Here is a 16,215-nt window from a genome sequence, read left to right as displayed (position 1 = left end):
AGGCGGCCGGCGACTTGAAGTCCGCTTGACGTCGACCTCATGCCGGCTTGAGGTGCGGGCGTCAGAGTGGTCGTGTGCTCCTCCGCTACCCCCCAGGCTCCGCGCTCCTCGTCGCCGGTGTGCCCGGGGCCGGGAAGAGCACGCTCGTCGCGCGTGCGGCGGGCGACGACGACGGCGTGCGGGTCCTGGACACCGACCCCCTGCGCGCGCGTTGGGCTCGGGTGCTGCCGCTTCCGTATCCCCTGTGGCGCCCGGCGCTCCACGCGTTCCACCTGGCGCGGGCGTGGTACCTGCTCGGGCGCCCGCGCGCCGTCGTGGTCGTCGAGCCCGGGACCCGTCCCTGGGTGCGGCGCGCGTTCCTCCGGCGAGCCGCTGCGGCTGGCCGGCCGCTCCACCTCCTCGGCGTCGAGGCGAGCGTCGGGGAGGCGCGAGCGGGCCAGCTCGCGCGCCGCCGCACGATCCGCCTCGCGTCGCTCGAGCGGCACGCCACGCGGTGGGCCGAGACCCGCGCGCGAGCGGCCGACGAGGGCTTCGCGTCGGTGCGGATGCTCACCCGCGCGCAGGCCCGCTCGGTGGAGACGCTGGCCGTCCCGGCATCATCTGCGGCATGGAGCTCGCGGAGAAGGTCGTGGTGGTCACCGGCGGCGCGTCTGGCATCGGCCGGGCGATGGCGCTCAGGTTCGCCGAGGAGGGCGCAGCCGGCGTGGTCGTCGCCGACCTCGACGGGGCGGCCGCCGAGCGCGTAGCGGGCGAGATCGGCTCCGGCCAGGCGCTCGGCGTCGCGTGCGACGTCGGGTCGAAGGCGGCCAACGACACGCTGATCGACGCCGCCGAGGAGCGGTTCGGCCCGGTCGACGTGTTCTGCGCGAACGCCGGCATCACCGGCGGCACCGGGATGGAGGGCGGCTGGGAGCAGACGCTCGCCGTCAACACGATGGCCCACGTCCACGCGGCGCAGCGGCTGGTGCCCGGGTGGGTGGAGCGTGGCTCGGGCTACTTCCTCTCCACCGCGAGCGCGGCCGGGCTGCTGACCCAGATCGGGAGCGCCCAGTACGCGGTCTCCAAGCACGCGGCGGTCGCGTTCTCCGAGTGGCTGAGCGTGACCTACGGCGACCAGGGCGTGCGTGTGAGCTGCCTGTGCCCGATGGGCGTCAACACGCCGCTGCTCAACGAGGGCGACCAGGTCGGCGGCATCGGCAAGGTCGCGTCCGAGGCGGTCCGCAGCTCGGGCGCGGTGCTGGAGCCCGAGCAGGTCGCGGACCTCGTGGTCGAGGTGATGCGCTCCGAGCTCTTCCTGATCCTCCCGCACCCCGAGGTGCTCGACTTCTTCCGCCACAAGGGCACGGACTACGACCGCTGGCTGCGGGGCATGCGGCGCCTGCAGGCGGCGCTGCTCGCGGGGGCGTGAGCCCGGCGGCGACCACGACGCGCGACGCCGCCCGCTCGCGCGAGGCGCTCCTCGCGGCGGCCGAGGCGCTGTTCGCCGCGCGCGGGTTCGACGGGACGTCGCTCGCGGCGGTCGGCGCGCAGGCCGGGCTCTCGCGCGGCGCGCCCGGCTACTTCTTCGGCTCGAAGGAGGAGCTGTACGCCGCGGTCATCGCGCGGGTGTTCGCCGCGCGCGAGGCGGCGCTGCGCCCGGCGGTGGAGCCGGTGATCGCGTGGGCCCGCGACGGCGCGCCCGGCACGCTCGAGTCGGTCCTCGCGGGCGCGGTCGACGGCTACCTGGACTTCCTCGCGACGCGGCCGACGTTCGTCGCGCTGGTGGAGCGCGAGGCGGTCGACGGGGCGCGGCGGCTGCGCGCGACGCCGCACGCGTCCACGGCGCTGGAGGAGGCGCTGCTCGCGCTGCGCAAGCACCACCGCGCGCGGGGCCTGCGGGCGTTCGACCTCGAGGACGCGCTGGTCTGCTGGGTCTCGCTCTCGTACTTCCCGCTCGCGCACCGCGCGACGTTCCTGGCGAACCTCGGGGTGGTGGCGGACGAGGCCTTCCTCGCCCGCCGCCGCGCGCAGGTGCTGGAGGTGCTGCTGCACCTCCTGCGCGGCTGAACCACTCGGGGGGCCCGCGGCTACCGGCGCAGCGCCGGCCGCACGACCTTCACCGTCCGCTCGGAGCCCGCCGTCGCGACGATGCGGACGCTCACGGTGACGCGGCGGCCGCGCAGGCGCTGGTAGGCCGCCTGGGTCAGCCGGACGCGGACCGCCGCGGTGCGGCCGCTCGCCACCGTCTTCGGGGCCAGCACGGCGAGCGTGTACGTGCGCCCGCCGATCCGCACGCGGACCTTGCGCGGCGCCGTGATGCGGCACGGGCCGGCCGGGCATGCGACCCGCGCGACCGTCACCGTCCGCGTCCGCCCGACCCGCAGCAGCCGCGCCGGCGTGGTGAGCCGCGGCGCCACGCGGGCGGCAGGCGCAGTCGTGCGGGAGGGCAGGGTGGCGAGCGGTGCCGGCGCGGGGCCGACCGGCGCGGGCGCGGGCGTCTCGGGCGTGCCGCCGCCAGGCGGCGGGATCGGGAGCACCGCGCCGCCGATCGTGAGCGTGAGCGGGTCGAGCTCGGTGCCCTCGGCGTAGAAGCCGGCGAACGCGGGCGCGCCGGCGGCGGTCAGCGTGGCGGGGATCGACGCCCACGTGGTGGTGTCGCCGGCGGTGACCGGCTTCCCGCGCATGTCGAGCTCGGCGAGCGCGACGTCCGGGTAGTCGACGACGCTCGCGCCGGGGACGTTCGGCCGGCTCGACACGTCCGCGTGGAGCGTCGCCCGTCCCGCCGCGTCGACCGCGACCTGCGGGTCGGCCACCCGCACGATCAGCGCCGGCCCGGTGCCCGGGCCGAACGCGTCCTGGTGGCCGGTGAACAGCACGTCGCCCGCGAGGTCGACCCGCAGCTCGCCGGTGTCCGCGTCGTACCGGCCGCCGGTGACCGGGAAGCGGATCGTGCCGTCGGCGTTCTCGGTGGCGCCGCCGCCGGTGGTGAAGTCGCCGTGCGCGACGGGGCTGACGATGTACCGCCGGAACGAGGCCTTCACGCCCCAGTCCAGGAAGCCGCCGGTCACGGTCACCGGGCCCGTGGCGCGGCGCTGCACGGTCAGGGTCACGGCGCGCGTGTGGACGGTGCCGAGCGTGTTGGCCAGGCGGGCGCGCACCTCGGTGCCCGACATCGCCTCGGTGACGTCCTGCAGCGTGAGGAAGCCCTCGTCGGCGCCGTCGATGGCGGTCCACGCGCCGCCCGCGTCCCGGCGCTCCCACTGGATGGCGGGGTACGGGTTGCCGGTCGGCATGACCTTGAAGACCGCGTCGTCGCCGGCCGTGACGGTCAGCGGGTCGGGTTGCGCGGCGACGCCGGGCGCGGCCTGCACGCGCAGGCCGGCCGCCTCGGTGGCGATCCTCCCGGCCACGCTGGAGAAGACGGCGCGGACCTGCAGGCCGTCGTCAGTGACGGTGGCGGGGAGCGTGAGCGTCGTGTCCGTCGCGCCGTCGACGTCGTGCCAGGCGCCGGCGTCGCCCGCCCGGGTCTGCCAGCGGACCGCGGGCGCGGGCGTGCCGGTCGCGGCGGCGGTGAAGGTCGCGGGCTTCTCCGTCTCGCCCACGCCAAGCGTCACGGCCGCGTCCCGCGGCTGATCGGTGATCGTCGGCGAGAAGCCGACGCGGGTGAGCTTCAAGAGCCCGTCCGTGTTCGACTGCGCGTAGACGCTGTGGTCGCGGTCGGCGCCGATGGCGAGTGGCCGGGTCGTCGTGCCGAGCCCGAACGCTGCGACGCGGGTCTGGCCGGATAGCCTCCCGTCGGCGTACTGGAGGATCGCGTCGCCGCCGTGGGCGGCGAGCAGGAACGTCCCGTCGGCGGGGTCGCTCGTGCCGCGCAGGACGTTGCCGGTGCGGTGCGTCACCGCGGATCCGGACGCGGCGTAGCGCCCGTCCGCGCCCTTGACCGCGCGCTGGACGCGGCCGAGGTACCAGCCGAAGAGCGCGGTCCCGTCCGGGGCGATCTCCACCTCCGACGGCCCGTCGAGCTCGCCGGGCTGGATGGCGTCCGGATCGACGAAGTCGCCCGCCAGGTCGGTGTACGTCGCGGTCGCGCGGCTGAGGTCGACCTGCCGTGGCGCGCCGGTCGCGTCGGTGAGCAGGAGCGTCCCGTCGTCGTCGATCGCGAGATCGGGGAGGAGCGCGCGGCCGGGGCCGGGGTGGTCCTCGCGCGTCCAGCCGCCGCCGTCGCGCCGCCACACGGTCAGGGCCGACTCGTCGACGTGCGCGAGCGTGTCGCGCTTCTCGTTGTACGCGAGCGCGACCATGTCGCCGTCGACGCCCGCGCCCGGGAGCACGGTGTCGTCGTAGCGGCCGGCCGCGGCGTCCCAGCGCAGCTCGTGGACCGCCGGCCCGCTCTGCACGAGGAGCGCGCCGCGCTCGCGGTCGTAGACGCTGGCGCTGGGGGTCGTCAGGCGCTGCTCGGCGGTGACCGGCGCCGCGGCGCCCTTCGGCTCGAGCGTGTCGGGGTCGAGCGCACGGATCGTGCCGTCGGCGAGCACGACGTGGACGACGTCGCGGGCCGCGTCGGGGTGGATCGAGGTGGCCCGCAGCGCCGCGTTCGCGACCGCCTGCTCGTGCTCGAGCGTGTGCGGCAGATCCCACGTGTCCGCGATCGGGACGGGCTTGCCGCCGGGCCCGTCGTAGGCGAACGCGACCGGGTCGAGCGTGGTGCCGACGGGGTAGAAGCCGGCGAACGGCGGGGCGGCGTCCGGCGTCAACGACGTCGTGAGCGGGGGCCACGTGGTGGTGCCGGCGTCGACGACCGGCGTCGTGCCGGTGAGGTCGAGCACCCCGACCGGGATCTCTCCGTACGCGACGATCTCGTCCGTGTCGAGCGACCGGCTGCTCACCGTCGCGTACAGCGTCGACTCGCCGCCGGTGATGACGACCTTCGGCCGCGCGATCGTCAGGTCGAGCGCGCCGCCGTGGGCGGAGAAGTGCACCGTTCCCGCGAACTGCAGCGTCGTCGCCTTCGTGGCGGTGTCGTGCGTGCCCGCCTCCAGCGGCCAGCTGAAGCCGGGCACCGGGAGCTCGGACGTCGCGTCGTCGGTGCGCGTGACGCCGCCGGCGACCGTGATGCCGGCCGCGCCGACGTAGCGGCGGAACGAGGCCTTCACGCCCCAGTCGAGCGCACCGGAGGTGATCACGACGGGGGCGGCCGGCGGGTCGTCGGCCTGGGCGGCGTGGCCGCCGGCGAGCAGCAGCGCCAGGGCGGCCAGGGCGCTGGGGAGCACGGGTCGGGGGAGCGCCATCAGTTAGGTGACCCTAATACACCGCCGCCCCACTTGCGGTCACCGCCGCGCGGCGGCTCATCCATCCGGTAACTTGCTGGCTGACAAGCAATGCGCTTCTTCTACGACCTCGGCTCCCCCTACGCGTGGCTCACCGCGGAGCGGATCGGCGCCGACGCCGAGTGGGTGCCGGTGCTGCTCGGCGGCATCTTCCGCGCGACCGGCCGGGCGTCGTGGGCGCGCACCGACGCGCGGGCGGACGGCATCGCGGAGATCGAGCGGCGGGCGGCCGCGCGCGGGCTGCCGCCGCTGGTCTGGCCGGCGCCGTGGCCGAACGACGGCCTCCTCGCGATGCGGGCTGCGACCGCCGCGCACGCTCTCGGGCCGGAAGAGGGCCAGGCGTTCGCGCTCGCCGCGTTCCGCCTCCACTTCACCGAGGGCCGCGCGCTGTCCGAGCCGGAGCACGTCGCGGAGGCCGCCCGCCGCGCCGGGCTCGACCCCGCCGCGCTCCTCCCGCCGACGCAGGCGACCAAGGACGCGCTGCGGGCGGCGACCGAGGAGGCGCTCGCGCTCGGCGTGTTCGGCATCCCGAGCGTCGTCACCTCGGCCGGCGAGGTCGTCTGGGGTGACGACCGGATTACTGTCGGAGCGTGAGCCGCTTCGACCTCTCCACCCTCGCGGCGCCCATCGTGCAGGCGCCGCTGGCCGGCGGCCCGTCGACCCCGCAGCTCGCCGCCGCGGTGGCGCGCGCGGGCGGGATCGGCACGCTCGCCTCCGGCTACCGGACCGCCGCGGCGCTGCGCGAGGACCTCGCCGCCCTCCGCGCCCTGAGCGACGCCCCGTTCGCCGTCAACCTGTTCGTCCCGCGCCCCGGCGAGCAGCCGGACGCGGCGGCGGTGTGGGAGTACGCGAGCCTCCTGCGCGGCACGGCCGACCGGCTCGGCGTCGAGGTCGGCACGCCGCGCGACGACGATGACGACGACTACCCCGCGAAGGTGGCGGTGCTCGCCGAGGAGCGCCCCGCCGCGGTGAGCTTCACCTTCGGACTGCCCGAGCGCGACGTGGTGGAGGCGCTGCAGGCGGCGGACGTCGCGGTGTGGGTCACGGTCACCACGCCCGAGGAGGCCGAGCAGGCCGCCGCGGCGGGCGCCGACGCGCTGGTCGTGCAGGGCGCCGAGGCCGGCGGCCACCGCGGAGCGTTCCAGGACGACCGGCCCGGCGACGTCGGGCTCCTCGCGCTCCTCCAGCTCGTGGCGGCACGGACGCCGCTCCCGCTGATCGCCACGGGCGGCATCGCCACCGGCGCCGCGGTCGCCGCCGTCCTCGCCGCGGGCGCATCGGCCGCCGCGATCGGCACCGCGCTGATGCGCACGCCCGAGGCCGCGACAGCCGACGCCCACCGGGAGGCGCTCGCGGAGCCCGGCCGCACGGCGGTGACGCGCGCGTTCTCGGGCCGCTCGGCGCGCGGCATCGTCAACGCCTTCCACGCCGCCCACACCGACGCCGCGCCCCGCGCGTACCCGCAGGTCAACCACCTCACCGCGCCGCTGCGCAAGACCGGCGACCGCGACGCGATGAACCTCTGGGCCGGGCAGGCGCACGAGCTCGCCGAGGCGCTCCCGGCCGAGGACGTCGTCCGGAAGCTGACGGCCGATGCGCGCGCCGCACTCGCCCGTGCGGCATCCTCGGTGCATGTCGATCGAGACGGTTGAGGACGAGCGCGGCCTGCGGAGGGCCGGCGCGGTCGTGGCGGAGACGCTCCGCGAGATGCGCGCCGCCGCGCAGCCGGGCGTGACGACCGGCGAGCTGGACGACGTCGCCGCCCGTGTCTTCCGCAAGCACGGCGCGCGCTCCGCGCCGCAGGTCACGTACCGGTTCCCGGGCGTGACGTGCATCTCGGTCGACGACGAGATCGTCCACGGCATCCCGTCGCGCAAGCGACGGCTGCGCAGCGGCTCGCTGGTGAAGCTCGACGTGTCGCTCGAGGTCGGCGGCTACTTCGCGGACGCGGCGGTCACCGTGCCGGTCGGGCCGAGCGGCAAGCAGGCGACGAAGCTGACGAAGGCGACCCGCGCGGCGCTCCAGGCCGGGCTGAACGCCGCGGTCGCGGGCCGTCCGGTCTCCGCGATCGGCGCCGCCGTCCAGGCCGAGGCCGCCCGCCACGGCGCGCAGGTCTTCCCCGAGCTGACCGGCCACGGCATCGGCCGCCGCCTGCACGAGGAGCCGACCGTCGCCAACGTCCCGACCCGCGAGGGCGACCGCTTCGTGCTCACGCCCGGCCTCGTGCTGACCGTCGAGCCGATGACGTCGCTGAGCACCGACCGCTTCGTCGACGGCGGCGACGGCTGGACGCTCCGCACGCGCGACGGCTCCCCCTCCGCGCACTTCGAGCACACGATCGTCATCACCGAGGACCGCCCGATCGTTCTCACGAACTGACGTCGATGCGAGAGGCCCGCATCGTGGTCGTGGGCGCCGCGCGATTTCGAGCCGATCCTGGTTGGATCGGTGAGGAATCGCGTGGCGATCCACGGGCGCGAGGCGTCCCTCTCGCGCGACGTCAGCAGTCCGGGGACCAGGCGGTCTCGGCGAGTGCGATGAGGGCGGAGCCGAAGTACGTCGGGTGCTCCTCCTCGCGGGCGTTCGCGTGCGCGAGCAGGTCCTCGCCGGTGCCGGCGTCCCCCGCCGCGTAGGCCGCAGCCGCCGCCGCAGCCAGCCCCGGCGCGGTCTCCTCGCCCTGCGGCGTGCCGTCGAGCCCGCGCGGCAGGCGCCCGTCGCCAAGCCGCTCGTGCATCCCCGCCGCCAGCTCCCGCCACGGCCCCGCGCAGGCCGACGCGAGGCGCAGCGGGAGCCGGACCGCCTCGTAGCCGTAGCGCGGCGGGTCGCCGGCGTTCGGCGGGGACGCAGCCTCCAGCGTGCCGTCGTCGCGCAACCGCGCCCAGTCCGGCGGCAGACCGCCGGCGAGCAGCCCGCGCAGGGCGACGGCGGAGCGGGTCCCGACGTCGCCGAGGCCGAGCGCCCGCAGCGCCGACGGCGCGACGTAGGACGGGTTCACCACGCCCTGGTCCCGCGCCCACGGCCCCGCGACGACGACGCCGTCGCGGACCTCGGAGCGCTCCACCGCCGCGCCGATCCGCCGTGCCTCGCGGGCGAGCTCCGGCCGGTCGAACCGCTCCGCCGCGCGCAGCAGCGCGTCGGCGGCGTCGAGGTCGGCGTCGGCCGCGGGCTGCGGATCCACCACGCGGCCGTCCTTCCACTGCCACGACAGGAGGCCGTCGTCGCGCTGCAGCGCGCGCCGCGTCCACCGCCAGACGCGGTCGAACCGCCGCTCGTCCCCGGTCGCCGCGGTGACGAGCAGCGCGTACGCCTGACCCTCGCTGACCGTGTCGCCGCCCTGGTCGTGCCGCACGACCCGGCCGTCGGCGGCGACGAAGTCGTCGAGGAACCGCGCGGCGGCGGAGCGCGCGGGCGGCTCGGGCGCCTCCTCCCCGCCGCCGCAGCCGGCCACGACGGCGAGAAGGAGCGCGAGGGCGACGAGGAGCGCGCGCGTCACGCCGCGAGGCGCCGCAGCGGCTCATCCACCACCGTCTCGCGGGCAGGCCCCGCCGCGGCGCGCTCGGGGGCGGGCGCCTGGGGTGCGAGCGCGCCCCACACGCCGGCGGTCAGCACCGTCACGTGCAGCAGCGCGAACGCCACGTTGTTGAGCGTCGACGGCGAGAGCGACATCGCGACGCCGTACGCGGCGCTCCCCACCAGCAGCACGAGCATGACGAGCGCCGGCCACACCGGGCGCAGCTGCCGCTCGCGCGTCCCCTGCTTGGGGGTGACGACGAACCGCCCGCGCCGCCCGAGCAGCGTCAGCAGCGTGGCCTGGACGTGGATCCAGAACGACGCGGTCTGCAGCGCGAACGCGGAGAACGTGTACTGGCCACCGCCGACGAGCGCGACGGTCAGCAGCGCCCAGCCGAAGTACGGCGCGAACACCGCGAGGAACTGGTCGGCGGTCGCGTCGGCCAGCGGCTGCTCCCCCGTCGCGATGCGGATGATCGGCATCGCCATGTAGACGAGCACCGTCCAGCCGGACAGGAAGAACATCGACGACAGCAGGTAGTGCGCGCGCACCCGCATCGGCAGCCCGCGCGCGCGGATCGCGGTGAAGATGCCGCGCAGGCACCCGCGCGCCCACCGCTGCTGCTGCGAGACGTACGACGCCATGTCCTCCGGGCCGAGCCCGCGCGTCAGCACCTCGGGCACGTACGCCGTCCGCCAGCCGCGCTGCTGGAGGTGGATCGACAGCTCGAAGTCCTCGGTCAGCGAGCCGGTCGGGAAGCCGCCGGCCTCCTCCAGCGCGCGGCGGCGGAACACGACGTTCGTGCCGCAGCAGAACATCGCGCCGTGGCCGTCCTTGCCGCACGCGATCGGACCGAAGAACAGCGCCTGCTGGGCCCACGCAGCGGACGCGATCCGGCCCTCGCGGGCGTTGGCGTAGTACTGCGGCGACTGCACCATCGCGACCTGCTCGTCGGCGAGGTGGCCGAGCGTCGCCTCCAGGAAGCGCTCGTCCGGCACGTGGTCGCAGTCGAGCACGACGACGTACGGCGCGTCGGTGCGCCCGAGCGCGTGGTTGATGTTGCCGGCCTTCGCGCCGACGTGCTCCTCGCGGGTCACCCAGTGCGCACCCCACCGCGCGGCGAGCATCCGCATCTCCGGCCGCGCGCCGTCGTCGAGCAGGTGGACCGTGACGTCCGCGCCGCGCATCCGCGTCGCCGCGATCACCGTCGGCTCCACCACCTCGACCGGCTCGTCGTAGGTGGGGACGAAGACGTCGACGCGCGGCGAGGGCCCGCCGTCGGCGAGCGGCAGCGGCGGGCGGGCGCGCATCCGCGAGCCGGTCCACCAGAAGCCCATCGCCTGGACGACGTTGAACAGCTCGGCGAGCACCAGCGCGACGTACAGCGCCGGGTGCCCCATGCGCTCCGGCTGGAGCAGCCAGCTGAAGTAGAGGACTGCGAGCGGGAGCGCCACCAGTGCCAGCAGGCGCACCTTCAGCCGTGCGCGCGGCCCGGGCCGGGCGCTCCACGTCGGGGTCTCGAGGCGGACGTCCTTCATCGCGGGGCCTCCTTGCGCTCGAACACGTAGACGCGGATCTGCGGGCGCTTCTCGACCTTGACGAGCCGGTGCGTCCGGCGCAGCTCGTTCGCCGCCTTCACCACCGCGTCGCGGTGACGCGGCTGGTCCTGGAACGACGCGAGCAGGTAGACGCGCCTGCTCTGCGTGGGGACGCCGTCGGCCACGGGCGCGGTCTTCACGCCGGGGTCGTAGTAGCGGACGACGTCGCGCAGGTACGACGGCTCGTAGGCGACGACGTCGCCCGGCCGCTTCTGGGACGCGACCTCGTCCAGCGCGCCCTCGAAGTCGTACACGCGCGGGTTGGAGCCGTTCACCTGCTGGTCGACCGCCGCGACGCCCAGCGCGCCGACGAGCACCGCCATGACCGCGAGCGTCGCGGTCCGCCCGCGGGTCCACCCCGTCGCCGCGCGCGCGAAGAGCACCAGCAGCAGCGGGACGGCGCCGGCGAAGTAGCGGATCTCGAACAGGAACGGCTTGAGGACGCCGAGCGCGGCGAGCAGCAGCGCGGGCACGAGCGCGCACGCGACGACGTAGAGCGTCAGCGGGCGGCCGCGGCGGCCGAGCGCCAGCAGCGCGCCGAGGATGCCGATCGGCCACAGCGACGTGATCGCCGCCATGACGGCGTTGGCGTGGTAGCCCCAAACCGCCCACACGAGGTTCGTGAGCGCGAGGTACACGCCGGGCTGCTCGCGGGTCGCGTCGACGCCGCCGGCCTGCTTGGGCGCGTTGAACCCGCGGCCCGCGGCCTGGTTGGCCTGGAACTGGTCGAGCGCGAACGGGATCAGCGGCGCGAACGCGGCGACGACGGCGAGCGTGGCCGCGATCCACGGGAGCAGGAAGCGCCGGTCGAGCCGGCCCGCGCGGTGGAGCCCGAACGCGGCGACCGCGAACCCGGCGACCTGCACGGCGGTGAAGAAGACGCCGAAGTACTGCGTCCACAGCAGGCCGATCGTCGCGCCGCCCCACAGCGCCCAGTCGCGGTGGCGGCCGCGGCGCAGCGCGCGCAGCTGCCCGAGCATCGCCAGCGCGGCGAACAGCATGAAGAGCGCGTACATGCGCGCCTCCTGCGAGTACCAGACGAGGAACGGCGCGAAGGCGGCGAACGCGGCGGCGAGCGTCGCGGCGCGGCGGTCGTACAGCTCCCGCCCGAGCAGGTAGAGCGTCGGGACGAGCGCGGTGCCGGCGAGGATCGACGGCGCGCGCATCGCCAGCTCCGACACGCTGCCCGTGCCGTGGGCGATCGCCCACAGAAGCAGGTGGTGGAGCGGCGGGTGGACGTCGCTCGTGCGCAGGCTCTCCAGCAGGTCGCCGAGCGGGAGCTGGGCCTGCGTGATCGAGGTCGCCTCGTCCAGCCAGATGCCGCGGGTGATGACGAGCCGGACGGCCAGCGCGGCGAGCGTGAGGCCGGCGACCGCGAGGAGGACGCTCCGCCCGTCCGACCGCGGCGTGCCCTCCCGCGGCCCCTCGGCCGGCCCGCCGGTGGCGGCGCGCGCGGTGCGCCGGGGCGCGTGGAGGACCGGCGCGGGGAGCGCGGTCGCGGCCAGCGCGACCGCCGCGAGCACCGCGGTGGCGGCCAGCGTCACGAGCATGACGTCGCGCGCGGTGTCCGCGCCGGCGACGATGCCGGCGGCCTGCGCGAGCGCGACGGCCGTGACCGCGACGACGAGGCCGCGGCCCGCGCCGGTGGCGGCGCGGTGGGCGACGAGCACCCGGGCGACGCCGAACAGCGCCATCGCGGCGACGTACGGCACGGCGAGCGGGGCGACGCCGGCGTAGTCGTCGCCGAACGCGCTCGTGATGAAGGTGTCGGGGAGCAGCGCGATCGCGCCGACCGCCCCCGCGCCGAGCAGCGCTGCGAGGCCGACCGCGACGGCGAGCGCGTGGCGCTCCCCGCGCGCGGCGCGCGGCAGCAGGACGAGCGGGACGGTCGTCGTGGCGAACGCGGCGGCGCCGCCGAGCGTCGAGAGCACGGCGAACTTGCCCGCCTCGCCCGCGTCGAGCAGGCCGTTGGCGAGCACGACGTCCTGGTTCTGCACGATCGCGAGGGCGAGGAACGCCAGCGTCGCGAGCAACACGCCCGCGCCGCCGGCCACCCCGGGCGCACGGGTCGCGCCACCGCGCGCCTCCACCTCACCGCGCGCCTCCACGCGCGCGAGCGGCCTCGTGACGGCGAGCGCGGCGGCGCCGCCGAGCACGACGGCGATCGCGCCGCCCACGGCACCGGCGGCGAGCAGGAGCGGGATGCCGAGCGCGAGCCGGACGACCGGCTCGATCGCCAGCGACGCGGCGGCGCGCCCGTGCTCGGCGGCGCCGTACAGGCGACCGCGCTCGAGCGCGAGCCAGCCCGCGGCGGGCACCGCGGCGGCGAGCACGAACAGCAGCGCGGGCGGCACGCCGGCCGGCCCGCTCAGCGGCACCGCGGCGAGCGCGACGGCCGCGCCGATCCCGCCGCCGACGAGCACCGCGCGGCGGCGCTGGCGCTCGGCCAGGCCGGGCGCCAGCGCGCTGCCGGCCGACAAAGACGACGCGGGGACGTGCACGAGCAGGTACAGCGCGAGGAAGGCGGCGAGCTGCGCGAAGCCACGCGGCTCCAGCAGCCGGGCCGCGATGAGCGCGAACGCGAGGTTGCCGATGCCCGCGGCGAGCTGGCCGCCGGCGACGAGCGCCTGCTCGAACGCGACGCGGCGCCCGGTCGCGGGCTCCGGCGCGCGGCCGCCGCGCGCGAGATGCGCGCGGACGGCCTCGTCGTGCTCGCGCTCGGTCCGGGCGCGGGGGATCTCGACGGTGGCGGTCACGCGGTCCACTCCACGGGCCGCAGGGGCAGCGCGCCGATCGCGTCGGCCTCGCCGGACGCGCCGCCGCTCAGCAGCAGCCTCAGCAGGCGCATCCCCTCCTCGGCCCGCGCCACCTCCGCGCGCACCGCGGCGGGCGCGGGCGCGGTCGGCTGGCGCGCGGCGGCGAGCAGCACCTGCGCGGCGGCGTCGACGGTGGCGCCGGGCGTCACCGCGGGCTGCGCGAGCCGGCGCGCGACGGCGGCGAGCTTCGGCTCGTGCGCGTAGGCGACGAACGGCGTGCCGGCGGACGCGGCCGCGACGAGCGCGTGGAAGCGCAGGCCGACGACCAGCCGGGCGGCGGCGAACACCGCGCGCGCCTCGGCCAGGTCGGCGGGCGGCAGCAGCACCTCGGCCGCGCCCCCGAGCTGCGCCTGGACGGCGCGTGCGAGGTCGAGGTCATCCGGCCGCACCGGGCCGCCGACCTGCCAGGGCTGGAGCGCGACCTCCAGGCCCGCGGCGAGCACCGGGACGAGCGCGGCGGCCAGCTCCCCCACGAGCCCGTCGCCGCCGGCCTCGTGCGAGACCGCGACGACGACGCGATCGCCGTGGCCGTTGCGGCGCGGCGGGGCGTCGAGCAGCGTCCACGCGGCGTCCGCGCCGATGCGGAACGGCTGCGGCGCGCCCGCGTCGGCGAGCACGTCGGCGGACTCCTCGTCGCGCAGGACGAGCAGGTCGGCCTGCCGCACGAGGCGGCGCGCGATCAGCTGGCCGCGGCGCGCGCGGATCGGCGCCGCGCCGACGCCGACCATCGCCAGCGGCTTGCCGAGCGCCTTGGCCCCGTACGCGACGGCGAGCGCCTTCTGGAGCAGGTCGAGCGGGGCGCGGCCGGTCTTGGGCGACAGCTCCTTGAAGATCGTCCCGCCGGCGAAGACGACGGCGTCCGCGGACGCCACGCGCCGCGCGACCCGGGTCGGGTCGCCGGACGGCACGCCGGCGGTGTCGCCGTCGTTGAACGGCGGCGTGGAGGTCGTCGCGACGACGTCCCACCCGTCCGGCAGCGCGTGCACGAACGCGTCGAGGAGCGCCTCGTCGCCCGGGTTACGCTGCCCGAAGGCGCCCGCGAGCAGCGCGGTCGGCACGGCCCACCTCCTCGTAGATGTCCAGGTGGCGACGGGCCACGGCGGGCCACGTCCGGTCGCGTCCGAGGTCGGCCGCCGCGGCGTGGAGCACCGCCAGGTCCTCCTCGTGCGTGGCGAGGTGGCGCAGCCGCGCCGCCAGCCGCTCGTCGTCGTCGCGCGGAGCCACGAGCTCCTGCGGCGCGCCGATCGTCCGCGCCATCTCCGGCGAGAGGAGGAACGGCGTCCCGTGCGCGAGTGCCAGCGCCAGCGCGCCCGAGCTGCTCACCGGCTGCGGGTAGAGGAAGAGCGCGAGGTCCGCCGCGGCGAACCAGTCGGCGACCTCGGCGTCGGGCACCCGGCCGGTGAACCGCGCGTGCGGGTTCGCGCGCTGGAGGCCCTCGAGGTACGTGTCCCCGCTGTCGCGCAGGCGCGGGTGCTCCCCGCCGGCGACGACGAGCTCCACCGCGTCGCCCAAGATCTTCGAAGATCCGAGCGCCGGCTCCAGCCCCTTGTAGGGGGCGATGAAGCCGAAGCACAGCACCGTGAAGCGGTTGAGGTTCAGCCGCTTCCGCGCCTCGTCGCGGGCCGGCGTCGGCGTCGTCTCGATGCCGTGCGGTACGACCGACGCGCCCGGCACGGCGTCGGTGAACGCGGGCTCGTGGACGATCACGCGGTCGGCCAGGCGCTCGATCGACGCGCGCACGACATCCAGGCCGGCGCGCGCGACCGGTGCGGGCGCGGCGACGCGGTGGAGCTTGGTGAACCGCGCGTCGACCGACCCGGCGCCGACGACGTGGTGCATCGTCACGACGGTCGCGGTGTCGCGCGCGTTCAGCAGCCCGGCGACGAGACCCGGCACCGAGCCCGGTCCGCCGTAGAGGAACGTCTCGTGCTGGAGGTGCACCGCGGGCGCGCCGGTGCGGCGCGCGGCCCTCAGCGCGCGCGGGACGGCTTTCGCACCGCGCTCGAAGCGCCGCTCCACGCGTACGTCGCCGTCGCGGGTGGTGGTCGGCTCGCCGTCCTCGTGGGGCGCGACGACGGTCACCTCGGCGCCGTGCGCGGTCAGGGCGTGGGCGAGGTTGGCGGTGTACGAGGCGACGCCGCTCGCGCCGCCGTGCCGCTCCCCCGCCCGCGGATACGGGGAGATGAGCGTGACGTCCGGGCTATGCACGGGCGACCCCCTTGACCCACAGACGCATCAGCGAGACGCCCATGCGGCGTGTGTCGGCGACGGGGTCTACGCGAGAGCCGTCCTGGTCGATCCACACGGTGGGGACCTCGACCACGCGGTGGCCGGTGTCGCGCGCGGCGAGCAGGAGGTCGACGTCGAACATGAGGTCGGTCGCGGCGATGCGCGGGACGATCCGCCGGGCGGCGTCGCGGCGCAGCACCTTCGCGCCGCACTGCGTGTCGCGGTACGGGAGGCCCAGCAGGCGGCGGACGCCGAACGCGAACCCCGCGCTGGTGAGGCGGCGGACGCGCGAGCGCCGGCGGGGCAGGACCGACGCGGGATGGTGCCGGCTGGCGATCGCGCCGTCGGCGTGCTCGGTGGCGTGCGCGAGCCGCAGCATCTCGGCCGGCGGCGTGGCGCAGTCGGCGTCCACGAAGCCGACGAGGTCGGCGTCGGAGCGCTCGAACGTGGCGGCGATGACGCCGCCCTTGCCGAGCTTGGGGTACTCGAAGAGCCGGACACGCGGGTCCTGACGCGCGTGATCGCGGACGATGTCGACGGTGCGATCCGTGCAGGCGTCGGCCGCGACGAGGAAGCGGACGTCGCCGGAGCCGCACCCCGCGCGGTACGCGGAGAGCGTGCGATCGATCCGGTGCTCCTCGTTGTGCGCCGGGATGACGATGTCGAGCCGCAAGGGACCTCCCTGAGCGGGTCGGGTGCAGAAGCAGTGAGACAGCGCGCGATCCCGATGCCCCGTGGCTTGTCCTTCTGCCCCG

General features: G+C 76.5%; 13 protein-coding genes. 6 read left to right on the top strand and 7 right to left on the bottom strand.

The features are described 5' to 3' along the window. The first annotated feature begins 74 nt into the window (after positions 1 to 74). The 3 genes from AC1UE5_RS08595 to AC1UE5_RS08585 are packed head-to-tail and all read left to right on the top strand — an operon-like array spanning position 75 to position 2,046. Positions 75 to 746, top strand: a complete 672-nt coding sequence (locus tag AC1UE5_RS08595; protein WP_482922142.1) for an AAA family ATPase — start codon at positions 75 to 77, stop codon at positions 744 to 746. Further along, positions 629 to 1,408: an SDR family oxidoreductase gene (locus AC1UE5_RS08590; protein WP_482922447.1), complete on the top strand. Its 780-nt coding sequence runs from the start codon at positions 629 to 631 to the stop codon at positions 1,406 to 1,408. Before AC1UE5_RS08595 ends, AC1UE5_RS08590 begins: the two co-directional genes overlap by 118 nt. Beyond that, entirely contained in the window at positions 1,405 to 2,046 is a 642-nt protein-coding gene (locus AC1UE5_RS08585; RefSeq protein WP_482922140.1) for a TetR/AcrR family transcriptional regulator, read from the top strand. Before AC1UE5_RS08590 ends, AC1UE5_RS08585 begins: the two co-directional genes overlap by 4 nt. A gap of 20 nt (positions 2,047 to 2,066) precedes the next feature. On the opposite strand, the gene AC1UE5_RS08580 is transcribed toward AC1UE5_RS08585, so the two are convergent. Further along, the gene (locus tag AC1UE5_RS08580; RefSeq protein ID WP_482922138.1) at positions 2,067 to 5,267 is read right to left on the bottom strand and encodes an HtaA domain-containing protein; all 3,201 of its coding nucleotides are present in this window, start codon (positions 5,265 to 5,267) and stop codon (positions 2,067 to 2,069) included. 90 nt (positions 5,268 to 5,357) lie between these two features. Here AC1UE5_RS08580 and AC1UE5_RS08575 point away from each other — a divergent pair, with 90 nt between their 5' ends. The 3 genes from AC1UE5_RS08575 to map are packed head-to-tail and all read left to right on the top strand — an operon-like array spanning position 5,358 to position 7,685. After that, positions 5,358 to 5,900, top strand: a complete 543-nt coding sequence (locus AC1UE5_RS08575) for a 2-hydroxychromene-2-carboxylate isomerase (RefSeq protein WP_482922136.1) — start codon at positions 5,358 to 5,360, stop codon at positions 5,898 to 5,900. Then, positions 5,897 to 6,958: a nitronate monooxygenase gene (locus AC1UE5_RS08570; protein ID WP_482922134.1), complete on the top strand. Its 1,062-nt coding sequence runs from the start codon at positions 5,897 to 5,899 to the stop codon at positions 6,956 to 6,958. The genes AC1UE5_RS08575 and AC1UE5_RS08570 overlap by 4 nt, the downstream gene beginning before the upstream one ends. Further along, positions 6,939 to 7,685: a type I methionyl aminopeptidase gene (gene map / locus AC1UE5_RS08565; RefSeq protein WP_482922132.1), complete on the top strand. Its 747-nt coding sequence runs from the start codon at positions 6,939 to 6,941 to the stop codon at positions 7,683 to 7,685. The genes AC1UE5_RS08570 and map overlap by 20 nt, the downstream gene beginning before the upstream one ends. A 121-nt stretch (positions 7,686 to 7,806) precedes the next feature. On the opposite strand, the gene AC1UE5_RS08560 is transcribed toward map, so the two are convergent. From AC1UE5_RS08560 to AC1UE5_RS08535, 6 genes are read right to left on the bottom strand one after another with little or no spacing between them, the layout of a single operon-like run. Further along, positions 7,807 to 8,799 (bottom strand): glycosyl hydrolase family 8, encoded by a 993-nt coding sequence (locus AC1UE5_RS08560; RefSeq protein ID WP_482922130.1) that lies wholly within the window; start codon positions 8,797 to 8,799, stop codon positions 7,807 to 7,809. Then, positions 8,796 to 10,355 carry a glycosyltransferase family 2 protein gene (locus AC1UE5_RS08555; protein ID WP_482922128.1) on the bottom strand — a complete coding sequence of 520 codons (1,560 nt, stop codon included), beginning with the start codon at positions 10,353 to 10,355 and terminating at the stop codon, positions 8,796 to 8,798. Before AC1UE5_RS08555 ends, AC1UE5_RS08560 begins: the two co-directional genes overlap by 4 nt. After that, on the bottom strand, positions 10,352 to 13,171 hold the full coding sequence (locus tag AC1UE5_RS08550) for a glycosyltransferase family 39 protein (RefSeq protein WP_482922126.1): 2,820 nt from the start codon (positions 13,169 to 13,171) through the stop codon (positions 10,352 to 10,354). Before AC1UE5_RS08550 ends, AC1UE5_RS08555 begins: the two co-directional genes overlap by 4 nt. Beyond that, the gene (locus tag AC1UE5_RS08545) at positions 13,168 to 14,289 is read right to left on the bottom strand and encodes a polysaccharide pyruvyl transferase family protein (protein ID WP_482922124.1); all 1,122 of its coding nucleotides are present in this window, start codon (positions 14,287 to 14,289) and stop codon (positions 13,168 to 13,170) included. The genes AC1UE5_RS08550 and AC1UE5_RS08545 overlap by 4 nt, the downstream gene beginning before the upstream one ends. Further along, on the bottom strand, positions 14,249 to 15,439 hold the full coding sequence (locus AC1UE5_RS08540) for a glycosyltransferase (protein ID WP_482922122.1): 1,191 nt from the start codon (positions 15,437 to 15,439) through the stop codon (positions 14,249 to 14,251). The genes AC1UE5_RS08545 and AC1UE5_RS08540 overlap by 41 nt, the downstream gene beginning before the upstream one ends. Next, positions 15,432 to 16,133, bottom strand: a complete 702-nt coding sequence (locus AC1UE5_RS08535) for a glycosyltransferase (protein WP_482922120.1) — start codon at positions 16,131 to 16,133, stop codon at positions 15,432 to 15,434. The genes AC1UE5_RS08540 and AC1UE5_RS08535 overlap by 8 nt, the downstream gene beginning before the upstream one ends. Positions 16,134 to 16,215 lie beyond the last annotated feature (82 nt).

The organism is Parviterribacter multiflagellatus, from assembly GCF_056863265.1.
This window is presented reverse-complemented; position numbering and strand designations above follow the sequence as displayed.